17 protein-coding genes are annotated in these 16,628 nt (G+C 71.5%); 5 read left to right on the plus strand and 12 right to left on the minus strand.

The window, feature by feature from the left end; translation table 11 throughout:
* Positions 1-144 precede the first annotated feature (144 nt).
* The 3 genes from OG522_RS25060 to OG522_RS25070 all read left to right on the plus strand — a co-directional run bounded on the left by OG522_RS25060 (position 145) and on the right by OG522_RS25070 (position 2,746).
* Positions 145-1,209, plus strand: coding sequence for a ketoacyl-ACP synthase III family protein (locus OG522_RS25060; RefSeq protein ID WP_329465240.1), 1,065 nt, complete (start codon positions 145-147; stop codon positions 1,207-1,209).
* 34 nt (positions 1,210-1,243) lie between these two features.
* Positions 1,244-2,005, plus strand: coding sequence for an NAD-dependent epimerase/dehydratase family protein (locus tag OG522_RS25065; protein ID WP_329465241.1), 762 nt, complete (start codon positions 1,244-1,246; stop codon positions 2,003-2,005).
* 69 nt (positions 2,006-2,074) lie between these two features.
* A complete protein-coding gene (locus OG522_RS25070; protein ID WP_329465242.1) occupies positions 2,075-2,746 on the plus strand; it encodes an antibiotic biosynthesis monooxygenase in 672 nt (223 codons plus the stop codon).
* 74 nt (positions 2,747-2,820) lie between these two features.
* On the opposite strand, the gene OG522_RS25075 is transcribed toward OG522_RS25070, so the two are convergent.
* The 6 genes from OG522_RS25075 to OG522_RS25100 are packed head-to-tail and all read right to left on the minus strand — an operon-like array spanning position 2,821 to position 9,302.
* Positions 2,821-4,083 (minus strand): FAD-dependent monooxygenase, encoded by a 1,263-nt coding sequence (locus OG522_RS25075; protein WP_329465243.1) that lies wholly within the window; start codon positions 4,081-4,083, stop codon positions 2,821-2,823.
* Entirely contained in the window at positions 4,080-4,910 is an 831-nt protein-coding gene (locus OG522_RS25080) for an SRPBCC family protein (RefSeq protein WP_329465244.1), read from the minus strand. Before OG522_RS25080 ends, OG522_RS25075 begins: the two co-directional genes overlap by 4 nt.
* 11 nt (positions 4,911-4,921) lie before the next feature.
* The gene (locus tag OG522_RS25085; RefSeq protein WP_329465245.1) at positions 4,922-5,950 is read right to left on the minus strand and encodes an aldo/keto reductase; all 1,029 of its coding nucleotides are present in this window, start codon (positions 5,948-5,950) and stop codon (positions 4,922-4,924) included.
* Positions 5,951-5,993: 43 nt separating this feature from the next.
* Positions 5,994-7,517: a class I adenylate-forming enzyme family protein gene (locus OG522_RS25090; RefSeq protein ID WP_329465246.1), complete on the minus strand. Its 1,524-nt coding sequence runs from the start codon at positions 7,515-7,517 to the stop codon at positions 5,994-5,996.
* Positions 7,510-8,460 carry an aromatase/cyclase gene (locus OG522_RS25095; protein WP_329465247.1) on the minus strand — a complete coding sequence of 317 codons (951 nt, stop codon included), beginning with the start codon at positions 8,458-8,460 and terminating at the stop codon, positions 7,510-7,512. The genes OG522_RS25090 and OG522_RS25095 overlap by 8 nt, the downstream gene beginning before the upstream one ends.
* Positions 8,461-8,504: 44 nt before the next feature.
* Complete coding sequence (locus OG522_RS25100; RefSeq protein WP_329465248.1) at positions 8,505-9,302, minus strand: SDR family NAD(P)-dependent oxidoreductase; 798 nt, start codon at positions 9,300-9,302, stop codon at positions 8,505-8,507.
* A gap of 166 nt (positions 9,303-9,468) precedes the next feature.
* On the opposite strand from OG522_RS25100, the gene OG522_RS25105 reads away from it, so the two are divergent.
* On the plus strand, positions 9,469-9,912 hold the full coding sequence (locus tag OG522_RS25105) for a nuclear transport factor 2 family protein (protein WP_329465249.1): 444 nt from the start codon (positions 9,469-9,471) through the stop codon (positions 9,910-9,912).
* Between the two features lie 248 nt (positions 9,913-10,160).
* Here the strand turns inward: OG522_RS25105 and OG522_RS25110 are convergent, their stop codons facing one another.
* Positions 10,161-11,093, minus strand: coding sequence for a LysR family transcriptional regulator (locus OG522_RS25110; protein WP_329465250.1), 933 nt, complete (start codon positions 11,091-11,093; stop codon positions 10,161-10,163).
* A gap of 117 nt (positions 11,094-11,210) precedes the next feature.
* On the opposite strand from OG522_RS25110, the gene OG522_RS25115 reads away from it, so the two are divergent.
* A complete protein-coding gene (locus tag OG522_RS25115) occupies positions 11,211-12,056 on the plus strand; it encodes an alpha/beta hydrolase (RefSeq protein WP_329465251.1) in 846 nt (281 codons plus the stop codon).
* Positions 12,057-12,120: 64 nt separating this feature from the next.
* Here the strand turns inward: OG522_RS25115 and OG522_RS25120 are convergent, their stop codons facing one another.
* Genes OG522_RS25120 through OG522_RS25140 form a run of 5 tightly spaced genes read right to left on the minus strand, consistent with a single transcriptional unit; the run spans position 12,121 to position 16,598 of the window.
* Positions 12,121-12,375: an acyl carrier protein gene (locus OG522_RS25120; protein WP_329465252.1), complete on the minus strand. Its 255-nt coding sequence runs from the start codon at positions 12,373-12,375 to the stop codon at positions 12,121-12,123.
* A 40-nt stretch (positions 12,376-12,415) separates the two neighbouring features.
* On the minus strand, positions 12,416-13,663 hold the full coding sequence (locus OG522_RS25125) for a ketosynthase chain-length factor (RefSeq protein WP_329465253.1): 1,248 nt from the start codon (positions 13,661-13,663) through the stop codon (positions 12,416-12,418).
* Entirely contained in the window at positions 13,660-14,931 is a 1,272-nt protein-coding gene (locus OG522_RS25130) for a beta-ketoacyl-[acyl-carrier-protein] synthase family protein (protein WP_329465254.1), read from the minus strand. The genes OG522_RS25125 and OG522_RS25130 overlap by 4 nt, the downstream gene beginning before the upstream one ends.
* A 60-nt stretch (positions 14,932-14,991) precedes the next feature.
* Positions 14,992-15,831 (minus strand): thioesterase II family protein, encoded by an 840-nt coding sequence (locus OG522_RS25135; protein WP_329465255.1) that lies wholly within the window; start codon positions 15,829-15,831, stop codon positions 14,992-14,994.
* A complete protein-coding gene (locus OG522_RS25140) occupies positions 15,828-16,598 on the minus strand; it encodes a cyclase family protein (RefSeq protein ID WP_329465256.1) in 771 nt (256 codons plus the stop codon). Before OG522_RS25140 ends, OG522_RS25135 begins: the two co-directional genes overlap by 4 nt.
* Positions 16,599-16,628: the final 30 nt, after the last annotated feature.

Genomic DNA, 16,628 nt, shown 5'->3' on the forward strand with positions numbered 1-16,628 from the left:
CCTCCGCTCGAATCGGACTTGAGCGCTCCTCGGCCGGAGCTTCCCGTGCCGCACTCAAGTCCGATTCGAGAGGCGGTGGCGACCTTGGGCGCATGCCGTATGCCCGAAGGAACCGACCGAACCGCCGAACAGGGGAGTAGCTGGATGCGCTGGAACGAGATCTATGTCGCCTCGCTCGGCAGCTGGCTGCCGGAGCCCGTCCCGGTGGCCGAGGCCGTCGCGGCCGGGGAGTGCGGCCAGGAGTGGATCGATGACTTCGGGTACGAGTCCGTGCGGATCGCCCGCGAGAGTGAGGAGGAGGGCTGGACGGCGCCGCCGGACATGGCCGTCGCCGCCGGCCGCACCGCCCACGAGCGCTCCGGCCTGAAGAAGTCCGCGTACTCCCTGCTGCTGCACGGCAGCACCTGGTTCCAGGGCCTGGACATCTGGCCCGCCGCGTCCTACATCGCCAAGCGGACCGTCGGCGCCACGGTGCCCGGCCTCGATGTGCAGCAGCGCTGCAACATCGGCGTCAGCGGCCTCGACCTGGCCGCCGCCCACCTGAAGGCCGGCTACGGCAAGGGCAGCGCGGTCATGCTCACCACCGCCGACCGCTTCGGCGGCCCCGGCGCCAACCGCTGGCAGCTGCGGCACGGCAACGCCTACGCGGACGGCGCGACCGCCACCATCCTGTCCACCGAGGGCGGTTTCGCCCGGCTGGTGGCCACCGCGACCGTCGCCGACAACTCTCTTGAGCCGATGGCCCGCGGCGACGAGGAGTTCGGCCCGGTCTCGCGCGCCGCCGAGCGGCAGATCGACCTCACCGTACGCGGCGACGCCCACAAGGCCGTCAGCGACGAGACGATGACCAACATCCGCTTCGGCAAGGTGATGCAGGAGGCCAAGCAGGCCGTCCTGGACGACGCCGGGCTTGAGATCGACGACATCGCGTACGTCATCATCCCCTCCACCGGCCGCATCCAGGGCCCCTTCCAGATCCACCACCTGCTGGGCGTGGACGAGTCGGAGACCACCTGGGAGTTCGCCCGCCGCAGCGGCCACATCGGCGCCGGCGACTGGGCCGCGGGCCTCGAAGACCTCTTGCTCACCGGCCGGTTGACGCCCGGCGACCACGTGATGCTCTACGGCGGCGGAGCGGGCTACACCATCACCACCGCCGTACTGGAAATCCTGGAGATCCCGGCCTGGGCCGAGCCGGCCGCGGCCTGAACGAGCCGCCCACCACAAGGAGTTGGCACATCCCATGGAGATAGTCGGCAGGGGCTTCCTGGCCGGACACCTGGCAGGCATCGCCGAGCACCACCGGGACGTGGTGGCGCTGGCCGCCGGGGTCTCGGCCGCCGGGGACATCCCGCCCGAGCAGTACACCCGGGAGTCCAAGCGCCTGTACGAGGTGCTGCGGCACTGCGAGAAGACCGGCAGACGCCTGGTGTTCTTCTCCACGGCGTCCGCCGGGATGTACTCGGTCCCCGACGCCTCGCCCGGCCGCGAGGACGGCCCGGTCTACCCGGCCACCCCGTACGGCCGGCACAAGCTGTCGCTCGAAGCGGTCGTCAAGTCCTCGGACGTCGAGTACCTGATCCTGCGCCTGTCGCACGTCGTCGGCTTCAACCAGCCCGCCCATCAGCTACTGCCCGCGCTGGTACGACAGTTGGTGAGCGGCAGTATCCAGGTCCACCGCGGCGCGCAGCGCGATCTCATCGACGTCGAGGACGTCATCAAGATCGTGCACACGCTGCTCGTCGACGGCCGCACCCGGGACGTCGTCAACGTCGCGTCGGGCCACGCCCCGCGCATCGAGGACGTCGTCGCGCACATGGAGCACCTGCTCGGCACCCGCGCCGAGAAGACCTACGTGGAGGCGTCCGGCGCCCAGCCGGTCTCCATCGACAAGCTCTGCCGTCTCGTGCCGCCGGTGTACGGGCTCGGCTTCGGCCCCGACTACTACCGGGGCGTCCTCGACAAGTACGTGCACGCCTACGCGCACCAGCCGGTCGGCGCGTAACCCAGCTCGTTCGAGCACCCGCGCAAGAACCCGTTCACGAACCCATTCAGGAATCGGAAGGCCACACCCATGAGCGAGAACAGCCCCGTCGTCGCCGTCGCCCACTTCGTCCTCAAGGACAAGCACAAGGCGAAGGGCGCCGAGTTCGAGAAGGCGTACCTCAAGTACAAGGAGGCCGTCGCCGCCAAGGACGGTCTGCTGCGCACCGCGCTGCTCCGCGGCATCAAGGAGCCCGACAACTTCGTCATCCTCACCTGGTGGCGGGACGCCGACGCGCACCGCACGGTGGTCGGTGACTGGCAGTTCTTCACCGCGGTCAGCAGCCGCTTCGTCTACCTCGCCGCCATCACCAGCGTGCACGGCCCGGTGCTCGCCGGCCAGAGCGCGGCCGACGGACTCGGCGAGCTCGCGGTGCCGTCCGCGGACGCGGCGGTCGCGCTGACCACGTTCACCCTGCGCGAGGGCGCCGACCAGCAGGCCTTCGAGGCCTCCTTCCTCGGCCACCTCGCCTTCGTGAAGGGTCACGACGGCTTCCTCGGACACCAGTTGGTGCACTCCAACCGTGAGACCGGCGCCTACGTCAACATCGGCTGGTGGAGCGGCCCGCAGTCCTACCTGCCGGTCCTCAAGAGCCCGGAGATGGCCGCCGACGCCAAGACCATGGCCGTGCACGCCGAGGTCAAGGGCGGCCTCTACAAGGCGGTCGTCGACTCGGCCCGCACCGAGGTCGCAGCCGTCTGAGCACCGCTGAAGCACCACACACCAAAGGCGGGCCGGGTCTTCAAGACCCGGCCCGCCTTTCGTGTTCCCCGTGTTCAGCGGCCGGTGAACAGCCCCTCGGCCACCTCGATCGACGGGTTGCCGAACGCGATGGTGCGCAGCACCTTGCGGTACAGCGGCGTGTGCTTGACGACGGCCGCCAGTTTCGGGCGCACCCGCGTGGAGAACGTGCCCGTCGACAGCATCGCCTTGGACTGGATGCCCTGGAGCCGCATCATCGTCGCGATGTCCGGAGCCCGGCGCGCCTCGAAACGCGACAGGAGCGCCGCGCTCGCGTCGCCCCGCCCGACCGACTCCACGAGCAGCGGGTGCAGCACCACCGCGTCCTGAACCGACAGGTTGATGCCCTGCGCGCCGATCGGGCTGTGCGTGTGCGCCGCGTCGCCGATCAGGACCAGGCCGTCGGCGGCCCAGCGCTCGGCCCGGCCGGAGAACACGTCAAGCAGGCTCAGATCACGCAGCGAGGTGATCTGCTCGCCGATGAGGTCCGCATAGGCGGGCACCGCCTTCGCCAGCTGCGCCTTGACGTGATCGAGACCCTGCGCGACGACGTCCTTGTAGCCCCCGTGCGGCAGGGTCCAGCCGACCTGGATCCGGTCCGGCCAGGACCCGTACGCGAGCACCGGGCTGGTGCCCGCGCTCCTGAACACCCTGACGTCATGGGCCTCTTGGGGCTGGTTGCTGGTCAGTTTGAACCACAGCACGTCCTGGTCGAAGGCCTCGCTGCGGCCCGCCTCGATCCCGGCCAGCCGGCGCACCTTGGAGAACCGCCCGTCGGCGCCGACCACGACCTTGCTGTGGAAGACGTGCCCGTCGGCGGCGGCCCCGGTGACCCGGCCCCGCTCGTCGCGCAGCAGCGCGTTGACGCGGCAGCCGTCCACGTACTCGAAGTCGGTGAACTCGGCGCAGTGCAGCAGGAGTTCGGTGAGCAGGTGCGACTGGGGGATGGACAGGAGGTGGTCGTAGGGGGCCGGAAGCGCGCGGTAGTCGATGTCGAGCAGCACCCGGTCCTGCTCCACCAGCCGGAAGCGGTCGTGCTCGTGGCAGCCGCGCGCACGGGCGCCGTCGAGCACCCCGAGCCGGTCCAGGACCGTCATCGCGCCCGGCTGGAGGATCTCGCCGCGGAACTCCCGCTGGTGCGAGCGCGAGCGCTCCACCACGGTCACCCGCACCCCGGACTTCAGCAGCAGCAGCGCCAGGGTGAGACCGGCGGGGCCCGCCCCGACGATGCACACGTCACTGCGGTGCTCCTCGTCGGCGCGGGCCCCGGCACGGACCTCTTCGGCGGCGGCGGTCATCGCTGCCCGGCCGACGCGAGCGCCGACCGCACGTCCGTGGTGGCCAGTTCGAGCAACCGGTCGCGTCCGGTGGATGCCACCGCCAGCACGTCCGCGGTCACCCGGACCCCGCCCGTCACCTCGGTCAGGCGCCACCGCCGCCGGTAGAGCTCGGCCGGCGAGGGCGGCGTGAGCAGCTTCTGGACCAGGGTGTGCCCGGCGTGCTCGATCTGCACGGTGGGGATGCCGTCCTGGCTGCCGAACCAGGCGCTCTGCGCGCCGTCGCGCCGCGGCAGCGCGGCCATGAGCCGTGCGTACACCGAGGCCGGGGAGCCGGGGAGCACGGTGCTGTCCTCGACCCGGATGACGTCGCCGGTCAGCGAACCGGGCTGCTCCGTCTTGGACTTGAGGGTGCGCATCTGGAGACCGCCGTGCCGGTCGAGCTCGCCGGCGGTGTCCTCGGGGTCGGCGTCGGTGGTGAACCAGTGCCCGGACACCACCTGGCAGCCGCCGTCGGGGCGGGACAGGAAGTCCCAGGTGCCGCCGAGCTCCTTGATCGGGCCCACCGAGCCCTGCTGCACGAAGTCCATGCGCAGCGCCACCGGGTCCAGGGTGCGCCGGGAGGTCCAGATGCGCAGACCACCCTCGGGTCCCGGACGCACCGCCCAGAACTTCACCTCGTCGTCATGGCCGTCCTGGGTGACGACCTCGGTGTGCGCGATCCAGGGGTAGAGCAGCGGCCAGTCGGCGACATTTGTCAGCGCGCGGTAGACCAGGTCCGCCGGGGCGTCGATGTCGATTCCGGCGCGCGTGCGGTGGATCTCCCGGTCGGTGGTGGAAGTGCTCACAGCGGTACCTCTCAGAGGGTGGCGGGGGAGGGAGCGGCGGCCTTCGCCCGGAGCATCCGGCTCAGGGTCAGCCCGGGGTCGGTGACCACGACGGGCCCGAGCGCGGCGTCGATGCGGCCGAGCAGCTCGGGGTCGAGCACGGCCTCGGCGGCCGCGAGGTTGCGGCCGATCTGCTCGGGCGCGGAGGCGCCGATCACGGCCGTGGCGACCTGGGCGTTCTGAAGTACCCAGGCCAGGGCGAGTTGAGGCATCGTCAGGTTCGTGTCGTCAGCCAGCTCGGCCACGCGGGCGACGGCGCTGAGCACCTCGTCCGACAGGAAGCGGTAGCGCTGGATCGAGACGTCGCCGCCCTTGGCGGCCACCGCCCGGGACCCCGCGGGCGGCTGCCGGCCCGGCTGGTACTTTCCGGTCAGTACGCCACCGGCCAGCGGCGACCAGACCATCTGCCCGATGCCGAGCGGCGCGCACGCCGGGACGACCTCGGCCTCGATGACCCGCCACAGCATCGAGTACTGCGGCTGGTTGGAGACCAGCTCGATGCCCAGCTCGCGGGCGAGGTGCGCGGCCCGCTCGATCTCGTCGGCGGCCCACTCCGAGACACCGACGTAGCGGATCTTGCCCGCGGCCACGGCGTCCGCGAACGCCCGCATGGTGTCTTCGAGCGGCGTCGAGTCGTCGTACAGGTGCGCCTGGTACAGGTCGATGTGCCCGGTGCCGAGGCGGCGCAGCGAGGCGTCCAGGCTCTCGGCGATCCGGGCCGGCGACAGCGCGCCGGGACCCGGCCCGCCGCCCCTGCCCACCTTGGTGCAGATCACCACGGAGTCCCGGTCGACGCCCGCGAGGGCCCGGCCGAGGTGCTCCTCGGCCCGGCCCTGCGCATACGCGTCGGCGGTGTCGAACGTGGTGATGCCCGCGTCAAGGGCGGCCCGTACGCAGGCGGAGGCGGCCCGGTCGTCCAGCTGGTTGCCCGCGGTCAGCGAGTTCCCGAACGCGACCCGGCTGACCACCGGTCCCGAGGCACCGAGACGGCGGTACTCCATGGTGAATCCCTTCTGTTCCCCGGGGCGGGCCCGCCGCCCCGGCTCAGCCCGCGACGGGCTGACGGCTGGTCAACCGCTCGGCCAGGAGCCGCCGTTGGATCTTTCCGTTGCCCGAGCGGGGAATGACGTCGAGGGTCATGGCGTCCCGTATGTGCTGGTAGTACGGCAGCGCCTCGTTGGCCCGGTCCACGATCTCCGCGAGTTCTTCCTCGCGCGCCCCGGCGAGGACCACCAGGGCGCCCGCGACCGCGCCGTGCGCGGCGTCCGCCACCTCGACCACGACGACGTCCGCGACCCGCGCGTCGCGGCGCAGCACCCGCTCCACGTCCGAGGGGGCGACCAGGAAGTTGTCGCACTTGAAGACGTCTTTCAGGCGGTCGACCAGGAACAGCCGGCCGTCCGCGTCGATCCGGCCGACGTCGCCGGTGCTCAGCCAGCCGTCCGGCTCCAGGCCGGTGCCGTCGGGCCCGCCCGCGTAGCCCTGCATCACCTGAGGGCCGCGCAGCTGCACCTCGCCGACGCCGCCCACCGCGAGCACCGCCCGCGAGTCGATGTCCACGACCCGGCACTCGGTCCCGGCGACCGGCGTGCCGACCGAGCCGTGCACCGGCTGGTCGGGGTCGTCGCTGTGGGTCAGCGGGGAGGTCTCGGCGAGCCCGTACCCCTGGAAGACCGGGACGCCGAACCGCTTGGACAGGCGGCGGGCGGCCGGTACCGGAAGGCCGGAGCCGCCCGAGGCGATCCGGCGCACCGTCGTCATCGAGACGGAGTCCAGGTCCGGGTCGGCCGCGAGCCGGGCCAGCCGGACCGGCAGGCTGTACAGGATCGTGGCGCCATGCCGGTTCGCGGTCATCAGCGCGGCGTACGGCTCCGGCGCTGCGCACAGCACCTGTGTGGCGCCCGCCGCGATCGCCGAGTTGAGGTGCATCGGGTGATAGGTCGGCAGATGGTTCAGGGTGACCGCCTCGCCGTCGAGGCGGTGCGCCTGGGCGATCTGCGCGGCGTTCACCGTCACGTTGCGGTGGCTGAGCCGGACCGCCTTGGGGCGGCCGGTGGTGCCACTGGTGAACTGGAGAGCGGCGGTGTCGCCGGGGCCCTTGGCGTGGGCGGCCGGCGGGGCGTCGCAGGTGAGCCGGGCCAGACCGTCCGTGCCCGCGCCGATCAGCACGACCTCGCGCAGCTCGGGCAGCCGGTCGCGGACCTGCTCCAGGCGCGCGTTCAGGGCCGGGTCGAGCAGCACGACGCTCGCCCCGCCGAGACCGAGCACGTGCGCCAGGTCGTCCTCGCGCAGCAGCGGGTTGACCACCGCGACGGTGTGCCCGGCCCGCACGGCCGCGTAGTACGCGACCGCGAAGTCGGGGTGCAGCACGGAGCCCACCGCGACGACCGACGGCTCGGGCGCCAGGGCCTGGAGGGCTGCCGCCACGACGGTCACCCGGGCGTCCAGGGTGGCGTAGTCCAGCTCGGTGTCGTCGGTGACGATCGCACGGCGCTCGGGATGGGCGGACGCGGCCCGCGAAAGCAGCTGGTCGAGGCGGTCCGGCAGCTCGGGCAGGGTGTCAGCCACGGAGCGCCTCCGCGTAACTGCGGGCCAGCTTCAGGGTGTTGGTGGAGTTGGTGGACAGCGCGCGGTGCACATAGGCGCGGGCGTCGGCCACGGTCTTGCCCTCGCCGAGGTACTTCTCGATGGTGTCGGTCCGCAGCGTGACCGTGTGCCGGGAGGTGACATCGACGCCGCCGCCCGCCGCGACGATGGTCCAGCGACCGGTATGGGCGGTCATCAGACCGGGCACGGTGGTCTGCTTGTAGACGATGCGGTCCGGGGCGAAGACCACGCGGATCGACTCGGTGGTGTGCACCGAACCGTCGGCGGTGCTGGTGTCCATCGCCATCACCTGCACACCCGGTTCGTCCTCGGTGAGGTCCAGGCGCGCCACGTGCGGCAGGCGCTCGGGCCACAGGTCGGCCCGGTTCAGGAAGTCGAACACGTCGGCGCCGTCGGCGTCCATGTGGACGGTGTCGTCGAAGGTGAAGACGAGCTCATCCAACTCGGCGTGCCGCTCGGCGAGTTCCTTGATGTTGTTCAGCTCGGTCGCGCTGTTGCGGTCCACGGCCGCGTTGATCCAGTCCACCGACTCGGGGGCGTCGCCGACGGCCTCGAAGTCGTGGTGCAGTTCGAGCAGCGAGGTCCCGGCGTCAACGGGGGAGACCACCCAGGCGCCGCCCATGCCGGCCACCGGCGGCGCCGAGACCTCCTGGCGGAAGTCGACGCGCAGGCGCTCAGCGTCAAAGGTGCGGCGCGAGACCCAGGTCTTGACGGCGCCGTTCGCGGTCGCCCAGATGCGGATGCGCTCCGAACCCGCGTCCTGCTCCAGGTGCTCGACGTGCACATTGGGGCCGAAGTACTGCGGCCACTTGGTGACATCGGCGACGATCCCGTACACGACCTCGGCGGGGGCGGCGACGGCGACGCTGTGGAGGGTGTGGTGCTTCGTTCCGGTCACGGACACGGGAAATTCCTTATCTGCTGGGGGAGTTGAGGTGATCCGTCGGCTCAGAAGTTGCCGAGGCCGCCGCAGACGTTGAGCGCCTGCGCGGTGATCGAGGCCGCGGTGTCGGTGGCCAGGTAGCCGACCAGACCGGCGACCTCCTCGGGGGTCGAGTAGCGGCCCAGCGGGATCTTCGAGGTGAACTTGGCGAGGATCGCGTCCTCGGAGGTGTCGTACGCCTCGGCGTAGCCCTGCCGCACGCGCTGTGCCATCGGCGTCTCGACGTAGCCGGGGCAGACCGCGTTCACGGTGATCCCGGTCGGCGCGAGCTCGTTGCCGAGCGCCTTGGTGAAGCCGACCACGCCGTGCTTGGAGGCGGAGTACGGGGCGCCGAGGACCACGCCCTGCTTGCCCGCCGTGGAGGCGATGTTGATGACCCGGCCCCAGCCGCGCTCGCGCATGCCGCCGACGTTGAGCACCTCGCGGGTCACCCGGAACACGCTGTTCAAGTTGGTGTCGATGACGTCGTCCCACACCTCGTCGGAGACGTCGGCGGTCACGCCGCCGCCGCTGCGGCCGGCGTTGTTGACCACGACGTCGACACGGCCGTACGCGGTGACGGCGGCGGCCACGAGCTCCTTGACGGACTCGGCGCTGCGGACGTCGGCGGTCGCGCCGGAGACCTCAAGGCCCTCCTCGCGGAGCTCCTTGACCGTGAGCTCCACGGACTCGGCGCCGCGCGCGCAGATGAACACCGCGAGCCCGGCCTGGCCCAGCGCCCGCGCCGACGCCAGCCCGATCCCGCTGGTCGCCCCGGTGATGAGCGCGACCCGGCGCTCGCTCGTGTCCTTGGGCTGAGTCATACGAATCTCCTCGAATGAGTTGGTGTACGCGCCCCAAAGTGCCGAGCCCCACTCGAACGGGTATCGAGCGGGGCTGGAAGCTCCGTCCCCCAGCACGCCCCCAGCCGGGTTCGAGTGGGGGGCGTGATGGTGGGGCAGCAGGAAGATCCAGGAGGAGAGGACCCCCATGAGCGTCACCGAGCTGCCGCAGGCCGCCACCACCGCCGGTCTGTACACGGAGATCCAGCAGTTCTACGCGCAGCAGATGCATCTGCTCGACGACGGCCGGGTAGAGGAGTGGGCCCACACCTTCACCACGGACGGCGTGTTCGCCGCCAACGCGCAGCCGGTGCCCGCGGTCGGGCGCGAGGCCATCACCGCGGCCGCGGCCGCCGCCACCGAGGCGTACGCCAAGGCCGGCGTCCAGCGCCGCCACTGGCTGGGCATGGTCTCGGTCGAGGGCGTCGACGGCGACGTCGTGAACGCCCGCTGCTACGCACTGGTCATCGAGACGCCGCGCGGCGGCCGCCCCGAGATCAAGGCGAGCACGCTGTGTGTGGACCGGGTGGTCCGCGTCGGTGGTACGTGGCAGATCGAGGACCGCCAGATCACCCGGGACGACCTGATCTGACCGCGCGGCCCCGCCCCCCCCCAGACAGTGTCCGCACGCAATCCCCCGGCGTGCGGGCACTTTGGCGTGCGCAGGGGGTGGGTTCGCTTTCGGCTGCGGGCCGTGGTTGGTTGCTCGCGCAGTTCCTCGTGCCCCTGACCCCGCTTTCGGGTGCGGGCTGTGGTTGGTTGCCGGCGCGGCGGGCACGAGCGAGTCCCGGAACGTTGCGCCGGTGCGCGCGCATGTGAAGGGATGACCGGCCGACCGGGTCAAGTGTGGTGCTGGAGCCGGTCGTTGAGTGCGGCGCCGACGTCGGGGCAGGTCTTCCGGATGATGTCGAGGAAGGCGCGCAGCACCGGGGAGTGATCGCGGCCCGCGAAGGACAGGACGAGATCGGGCAGGGGAGTGCGCGGGGTCACTTCACAGAACCGCACTCCCGGACGCGGGACCGCCCTCATGCGGGACGGCCCCAGGCCGACGCCCACGCCCGAGGCGGCGAGGCCGATGATCGTGTGCACATCCCTCGCGACGGTCGCGCCGCCGAGGGCCGATGAGTCCGTGCCCAGCAGGGTGCGTAGTCCGGCGACTACGGCGGGCTCGTCCTCGCCGGCCGACACGATCAGTGGCTGTCGTCGCAACTGGTCGGCCGTTACCGATGATTGACCCGCGAACGGGTGCGCCGTACTCACCACAGCGATCACGTGGTCGCGTCCGATCGGGACGGACACGAGATGCTCGGCTCCGGCGCCCCGTGGCGGGCCGAGGGTGAGGGCCATGTCCAGCTCCCCGGCGACGAGAGCTGAGCTGCTGCGGCTGGTCGCCATCTCGTGCAGTTCCAGTCTCACGTCGGGCCGTTCACGGCCGAACCGGCTCAGGACGCCCGGCAGCGGGTCGAGCAGTGCCGAGGCGATGAAGCCGAGGCGCAGACGTCCCGTCTCGCCGCGCGCGGCCCGGCCCGCATCGACCGTGGCCGCCGCGATCTCGTCGAGCGCCCGGCGTGCCCGCGCGAGGAACGCCTCACCGGCGGCGGTCGGGAACACCCCCTGACGTGTGCGGTCGAACAGCCGGGCCCCGACCTCGCGCTCCAGGTCGGCGATCTGCTTGGACAGCGGCGGCTGCGCGATGCCCAGCTCGCCGGCCGCCCGGCCGAAGTGTTCGTGCTCGGCGAGGGCGACCGCGTACCGCAGGTGTCGCGCTTCCATGACTCGCCCTCCATCCCGTCGATCCCATCGGCTGCGGACGAGACCTCAAAGGTATCGCCATGCCACTTACCAGATCTAAGAGTGGATGGCGCTGTGGTTCCGGTCTGGAATGGAGCCATGAAGAACGCATCTCCGACCGACACCGTCTTCGTTCTCGTGCACGGCGCCTGGCACAGCTCCGGACAGTGGGCGGCGACGCAGCGCGCGCTGGCCGGACTGGGCGCCGCGAGCCTGGCCGTCGACATGCCGGGGCACGGCTTCGACGCACCCCTGCCCACCGGATACCTGCTGCCCGGCCAGCCGGGCCTGCTGACCGAGAAGTCGCGGCTCGCCCCCCTGACGATGGACGACTGTGCCGAGGCGGTACTGAGCGTCCTGCGCCAGGTACGTCACCATCGCACTGTCGTCCTCGTCGCGCACAGCGCGGGCGGCGGTCCCGCGTCCCTGGCCGCGGAGCGGGCGCCCGAGCTGGTGGACCGGATCGTCTACCTGTCCGCGTTCGTCCCGGGCGGGCGGCCGCGGTTCTTCGACTACCTGGGCTCACCCGAGAACGCCACCGCGCTGGGCCGGAACCTGCACCTCGGCGACCCCGAGGCCCTGGGCGCCGTACGGATCAATCCGCTCTCACCGGATCCCGCCTACCTCGACGAACTGCGGGAAACCCACTACCACGACACCCCGCTGGACCGCTTCGACCGGTGGCGGTCCGCGCTGAGCCCTGATCTGCCCCTGGCGATCCCGACGGCTCCGGTCACCCTGACCGCGGCACGGTGGGGACGAATTCCACGAACTTTCCTGCGCTGCGCCGAGGACCGGGCGCTGGCACCGGCCGCGCAGGACCTGATGATCGCGGAAGCCGACCGGGCCTTCCCCGGCAACCCGTTCACTGTGCACACCCTGCCCGGCAGCCACAGCCCGTTCGCAGCCCGGCCGGGCGAGCTGGCCGCGGTCCTCGCCTCGTGAGAACGCGAACGGCCGCCACACCCCACGAAGGGGTGGGCAGCCGTCGTGCGGGTGAGCCCGGAACCTACGCCGCCTGCGTCGCAGACATGCACTCGTTGATGAACTCCAGCAGTAGCCGAGGCGTGGACGCCTCCGCCACCGTGTCGTCCGACAGCTGTATCCGGTAGTCCCGCTCGATGACGCCCGTCACCTGAAGGATCGCGAGCGAGTCGTAGCCCAGGTCGTCGAACGGCACGTCCAGGACGTCCCCGTCCAGGTCGATCCCCTCGCCGACACCCGCGCACTCACGAAGCAGCGTGGTCAGTTCCTTGAGATTCATGAAGGTCGCCTCTCTCAATCCTCAATGACAACAATGGAGTTCAGTTCGCCGTGGTCACGACGGCCGCGGCGTTGAAGCCGCCGGTCCCGCGGGCCAGGACGAGTGCGGTGCGGACCGGGCCGCGCCGGGCCTCGGTGACCAGGTCGAGCGCGTCGGCCGCGACCGGGGAGGTGACATTGACGGTCGGCGGGATCACCGCGTCCCGGATGGAGAGCAGCGCCGCCGCCAGGTCGAGCGAGGCGCCACCGGCAGAGAGCCGGCCCGTCATGGTCTTGGGGGCCGTCACGGGCACACCGCGCGGGCCGAACAGGGCGGTCAGCGCCGCCTCCTCCTGGCGGTCGAGCTCGGGCACCCCGGACGCGTCGGCGAAGACGACATCCACGTCGGATGCGGTCAACCCGGCCTCAGCGAGAGCGAGTTCGGCCGCCCGGCGAAGGCCCGGCTCACCGCCGCGGCCCGGCGCCGGGTCGAAGGTGGCGGCGTAACCGGCGAGCTGTCCGTAGATCCGGGCGCCGCGCTCGCGGGCCGCCTCGGCGTCCTCCAGGACGAGGATGGCGCCACCCTCCCCGGCGACGTAACCGCTGGCCTCGCTGTCGAACGGCAGGAAGGCGCGCCGCGGGTCGGCGACCGAACTCATCCGGCCGCCGGCGAGCTGCGCGGTCCAGCCCCACGGACAGACCGCGCCGTCCACGCCGCCGGTGACGATGAGCTTGCTGCCCTTGCGCAGCTGGCGCCGGGCCTGGGCCACCGCGTCGAGGCCGCCCGCCTGCTCGGTGACCAGGACGCCGCTGGGCCCGCGAAGCCCGTGCCGGATGGAGATCTGGCCGGTGTTGACGGCGTAGAACCAGGCGTACGACTGGTATGCGGAGACGTACTGGCCGCCCTTGCTCCACAGCGCCTGCAACTCGCGCTGGCCGAACTCGAAGCCGCCCGCGGACGCCGCGGTGACCGCGCCCGCCGAGTACTCCGGCAGCTCGGCCGGGTCCGCGCCCGAGTCCTCCAGGGCCTCCTTGGCCGCGGTGAGCGCGAGGCGCGTCATGTGGTCGGTCTGCGGAAGCAGCCGACTCGGGATGTGCTCCGCGGCCTCGAAGCCGGGCACCTCGCCCGCGAGGGTCGCCGGGTAGCCCGACGCGTCGAAGCGGGAGACCGGGCGGATCCCGCTCTCGCCGGCGACGGTCGCCCGCCACCAGACGTCCGTACCAAGGCCGTTGGGGGCGGTGACACCGATCCCGGTGAACACCGCGGTGCCGGAGCGCACCGCCGCCCGTTCCAGCAGCTCGCTCGTCATGCCGTCTTCCTCCGCTCGGGCTTGGTGAGCACGATCGCGCTCTGGAATCCGCCGAAACCGCTGCCCACGCTCAGGACCGTGTTGATCTCGCGCTCGCGGGCGTGGATCGGCGTGTAGTCGAGGTCGCACTTGGGGTCGGCCTCGTGCAGGTTCGCGGTCGGCGGCACCATTCCGTGCTCGATCGCCAGCGCGGACGCGGCGATCTCCAGGGAGCCGATGGCGCCGAGCGAGTGCCCGATCATCGACTTGATGGAGGACACCGGCGTCTTGTACGCGTGGTCGCCGAGGCTCCGCTTGAACGCGGCGGTCTCGTGCCGGTCGTTCTGCAGGGTGCCCGAGCCGTGCGCGTTGATGTAGTCGATGTCGGTGCCCGGGATGCCGGCCTCTTCCAGCGCCGCGCCGATGGCCACGGCCATCTCGGCGCCGTCGGCACGCAGCCCCGTCATGTTGTACGCGTTGGAGCGCGAGGCGAACCCGGCGATCTCGGCGTAGATGTGCGCGCCGCGCGCCACGGCCTGCTCGTACTCCTCCAGGACGAACACCGCGCTGCCCTCGCCGAGCACGAAGCCGTTGCGGGACTTGTCGAAGGGCCGTGAGGCGGTCTCCGGCTCGTCGTTGCGGTTCGACGTGGCCTTGATGGCGTCGAAGCAGGCGACCGAGATCGGCGAGATCGGCGCCTCGGTGGCCCCGGCGATCATCACGTCGGCGCTGCCCTCGCGGATCAGCTCGACGGCGTGGCCGACCGAGTCCAGGCCCGAGGTGCAGCCGGTGGAGACCACGGCCGTGGGGCCCTGCGCGCCGAACTCCCACGCCACCTCGGCCGCGAACGAGCTGGGCACGAAGTAGTCGTACAGGTGCGGCACGGCCCGCTCGTGGTCGACCAGCCACTCGGCGCCGTTGTTGCTGACCGCCGCGTACTCGTAGTCGAGCCCGGTGGTCGCGCCGACCGCGCTGCCGATGGTCACGCCGGTGCGGAACGGGTCGATGCCCGCCATGTCCAGACCGCTGTCGGTGACCGCCTCACGGGCGCCGACCAGCGCGAACTGGGCGGCTCTGTCGAGACGTCCGGCCTGCTCCTCGGTAAGACCCTGGGCGACCGGGTCGAAGTCCACCTCGGCGGCGATCTTCGACCGGAAGGCCGAGGCGTCGAAGAGGGTCACGGCCCTGGTCGCGGTGCGGCCCGCGGTCAGCAGGGACCAGTACTCCTTGGTGCCGACGCCCCCGGGGGCGACCACACCGATTCCGGTGATGACTACGCGTCGGCTCACCTGTCCCCCTCGTTGGGCTGGGCCTGGGGGTGCGCCCCGGGAATGTGCAGCACGGCTGCGTCACCTCTCTGATAGGTCCGCTGTGAGATCCGCTGTTGGCAGGAGTCTCGTCCCGCCCTCTTGACGCCCGCTCGACTCGACGTCGTACTCCGCCTTGAGCGAGTCCCGCAGCTCAAGGGCCACCTTGCGCAGCAGCTCGGGCACGACCTGCTCGCGTACGAAGAAGTGGCCGCCGGGCAGCGTCTGGAGCCGGAAGCGGGTCACCGAGTAGTCGGCCCACTCGGCCACCTCCCACAGCGGCGCGATCGGATCGTCCCGCCCGGCCAGCGCCATCAGCGGGGTGCCCACCGCCTTGTCGGCGTTGGCCTGGCACAGTGCCTCGCCCAGGTGCAGATCGTCGCGGAGCGCCGGGATGACCTGGCGCTGCCACAGCGAACGGTCCCGCCCGGCCGCCTCGGGCGGCGCCGCCTCCAAGTCGACCAGCAGGTCGATGAGTTCGTGGTCGGGAAGACGCGCCCCGCGCAGCAGGGTGTTGCGCAGATGCGGCGGCGGTACGGCGCCGATCACCAGGCGGGCCGGCGGCAGCAGCCCGTCGTCCTCCAGGGTCCGGGTCAGCGCGTGCGCGACGAGGCCGCCGAGGCTGTGCCCGTACAGGAGATAGGGCCGGTCGAGCAGTGGAGTGATCAACTCCCTTAGTTCATCCATGAGTTCGGTGGCGTCGGTGATGCGCGCCTCCTTGGCGCGCGGGCCGCGGCCGGGCAGCAGCACCGGCACCACCTCGGCCGTGTCGCCGAGGATCTTCTGCCACTTGGCGAAGGAGGAGATCCCGGCGCCCGCGTGGTGGAAGCAGAACAGCCAGGGCGTCACGGTGTCCTCGCCGACCGCGGTGTCGGATCTCATTCGTCGATCAGGGCGACGGCCCGGGTCCAGCCCGCCCCCGCTCCGGCGATCTTCACGGGGAAGCAGGACACCCGGAAGCCGTGCGTGGGCAGCGTGTCGAGCTGGGCGAGCCGCTCCACCTGGCAGTACTCGCGGCGCCGTCCTGCGAAGTGCGCGGGCCACAGGACCGACTTGTCGCCGGTCTCCTGGAAGGTGCGGATCATGTGTCCGAAGGGCGCGTCCAGGCTCCAGGCGTCGGTGCCGATGACGCGTACGCCGAGGTCGAGCAAGAAGTCGGTGGCGGCGCCGTCGAGCCCCGCGAAGTCGGTGAAGTACCGTGGCGTGCCGGCGTGTTGTGAAGCTCCGGTGTGCAGCATGACGATGTCGAGCGGCTGCGGTACGTATCCGATCTCGGCGATCTGCTTCTCGACGCGCTCGACGCCGATGGCGCCGATGCCGACGTCGCTCACGTCGAGCACCACGGCCGGGCGCAGGAACCAGTCGAGCGGCATCTCGTCGATGTGCCGGGGCCGCCCGTAGTCACCGACCGAGCCGTAGTGCGAGGGCGCGTCCACGTGCGTGCCCGTGTGGCTGGTCAGGGTGAGGGTGTCCAGGGACAGGAGTTCGCCCCCGGGCAGGTCGGCCGGGTCGAATTCGAGCCCGAAGTGCTCCTTCATCTCCGCCGCCATGTGCGCGGCGCCCTCGGCGGGCGTCATGATCTCGTGGACGATCGGGTCCGGTTCCCAGCCGGCCGCGTCCACGGGCGACGACAGATCGATGACTCGCAAGGTAACCCCCAGTGTCGTTGGCGACGTTCG

It is taken from the genome of Streptomyces sp. NBC_01431, assembly GCF_036231355.1.
Classification (GTDB): Bacteria; Actinomycetota; Actinomycetes; order Streptomycetales; family Streptomycetaceae; genus Streptomyces.

Excerpts from the sequence above, each read along its gene's own strand:
- OG522_RS25070 (WP_329465242.1), top strand. The coding sequence starts at position 2,075 with ATGAGCGAGAACAGCCCCGTCGTCGCCGTCGCCCACTTCGTCCTCAAG.
- OG522_RS25085 (WP_329465245.1), bottom strand. The coding sequence starts at position 5,950 with ATGGAGTACCGCCGTCTCGGTGCCTCGGGACCGGTGGTCAGCCGGGTC.
- OG522_RS25065 (WP_329465241.1), top strand. The coding sequence starts at position 1,244 with ATGGAGATAGTCGGCAGGGGCTTCCTGGCCGGACACCTGGCAGGCATC.
- OG522_RS25125 (WP_329465253.1), bottom strand. The coding sequence starts at position 13,663 with ATGACGAGCGAGCTGCTGGAACGGGCGGCGGTGCGCTCCGGCACCGCG.
- OG522_RS25075 (WP_329465243.1), bottom strand. The coding sequence starts at position 4,083 with ATGACCGCCGCCGCCGAAGAGGTCCGTGCCGGGGCCCGCGCCGACGAG.
- OG522_RS25105 (WP_329465249.1), top strand. The coding sequence starts at position 9,469 with ATGAGCGTCACCGAGCTGCCGCAGGCCGCCACCACCGCCGGTCTGTAC.
- OG522_RS25060 (WP_329465240.1), top strand. The coding sequence starts at position 145 with ATGCGCTGGAACGAGATCTATGTCGCCTCGCTCGGCAGCTGGCTGCCG.
- OG522_RS25100 (WP_329465248.1), bottom strand. The coding sequence starts at position 9,302 with ATGACTCAGCCCAAGGACACGAGCGAGCGCCGGGTCGCGCTCATCACC.
- OG522_RS25115 (WP_329465251.1), top strand. The coding sequence starts at position 11,211 with ATGAAGAACGCATCTCCGACCGACACCGTCTTCGTTCTCGTGCACGGC.
- OG522_RS25110 (WP_329465250.1), bottom strand. The coding sequence starts at position 11,093 with ATGGAAGCGCGACACCTGCGGTACGCGGTCGCCCTCGCCGAGCACGAA.
- OG522_RS25120 (WP_329465252.1), bottom strand. The coding sequence starts at position 12,375 with ATGAATCTCAAGGAACTGACCACGCTGCTTCGTGAGTGCGCGGGTGTC.
- OG522_RS25135 (WP_329465255.1), bottom strand. The coding sequence starts at position 15,831 with ATGAGATCCGACACCGCGGTCGGCGAGGACACCGTGACGCCCTGGCTG.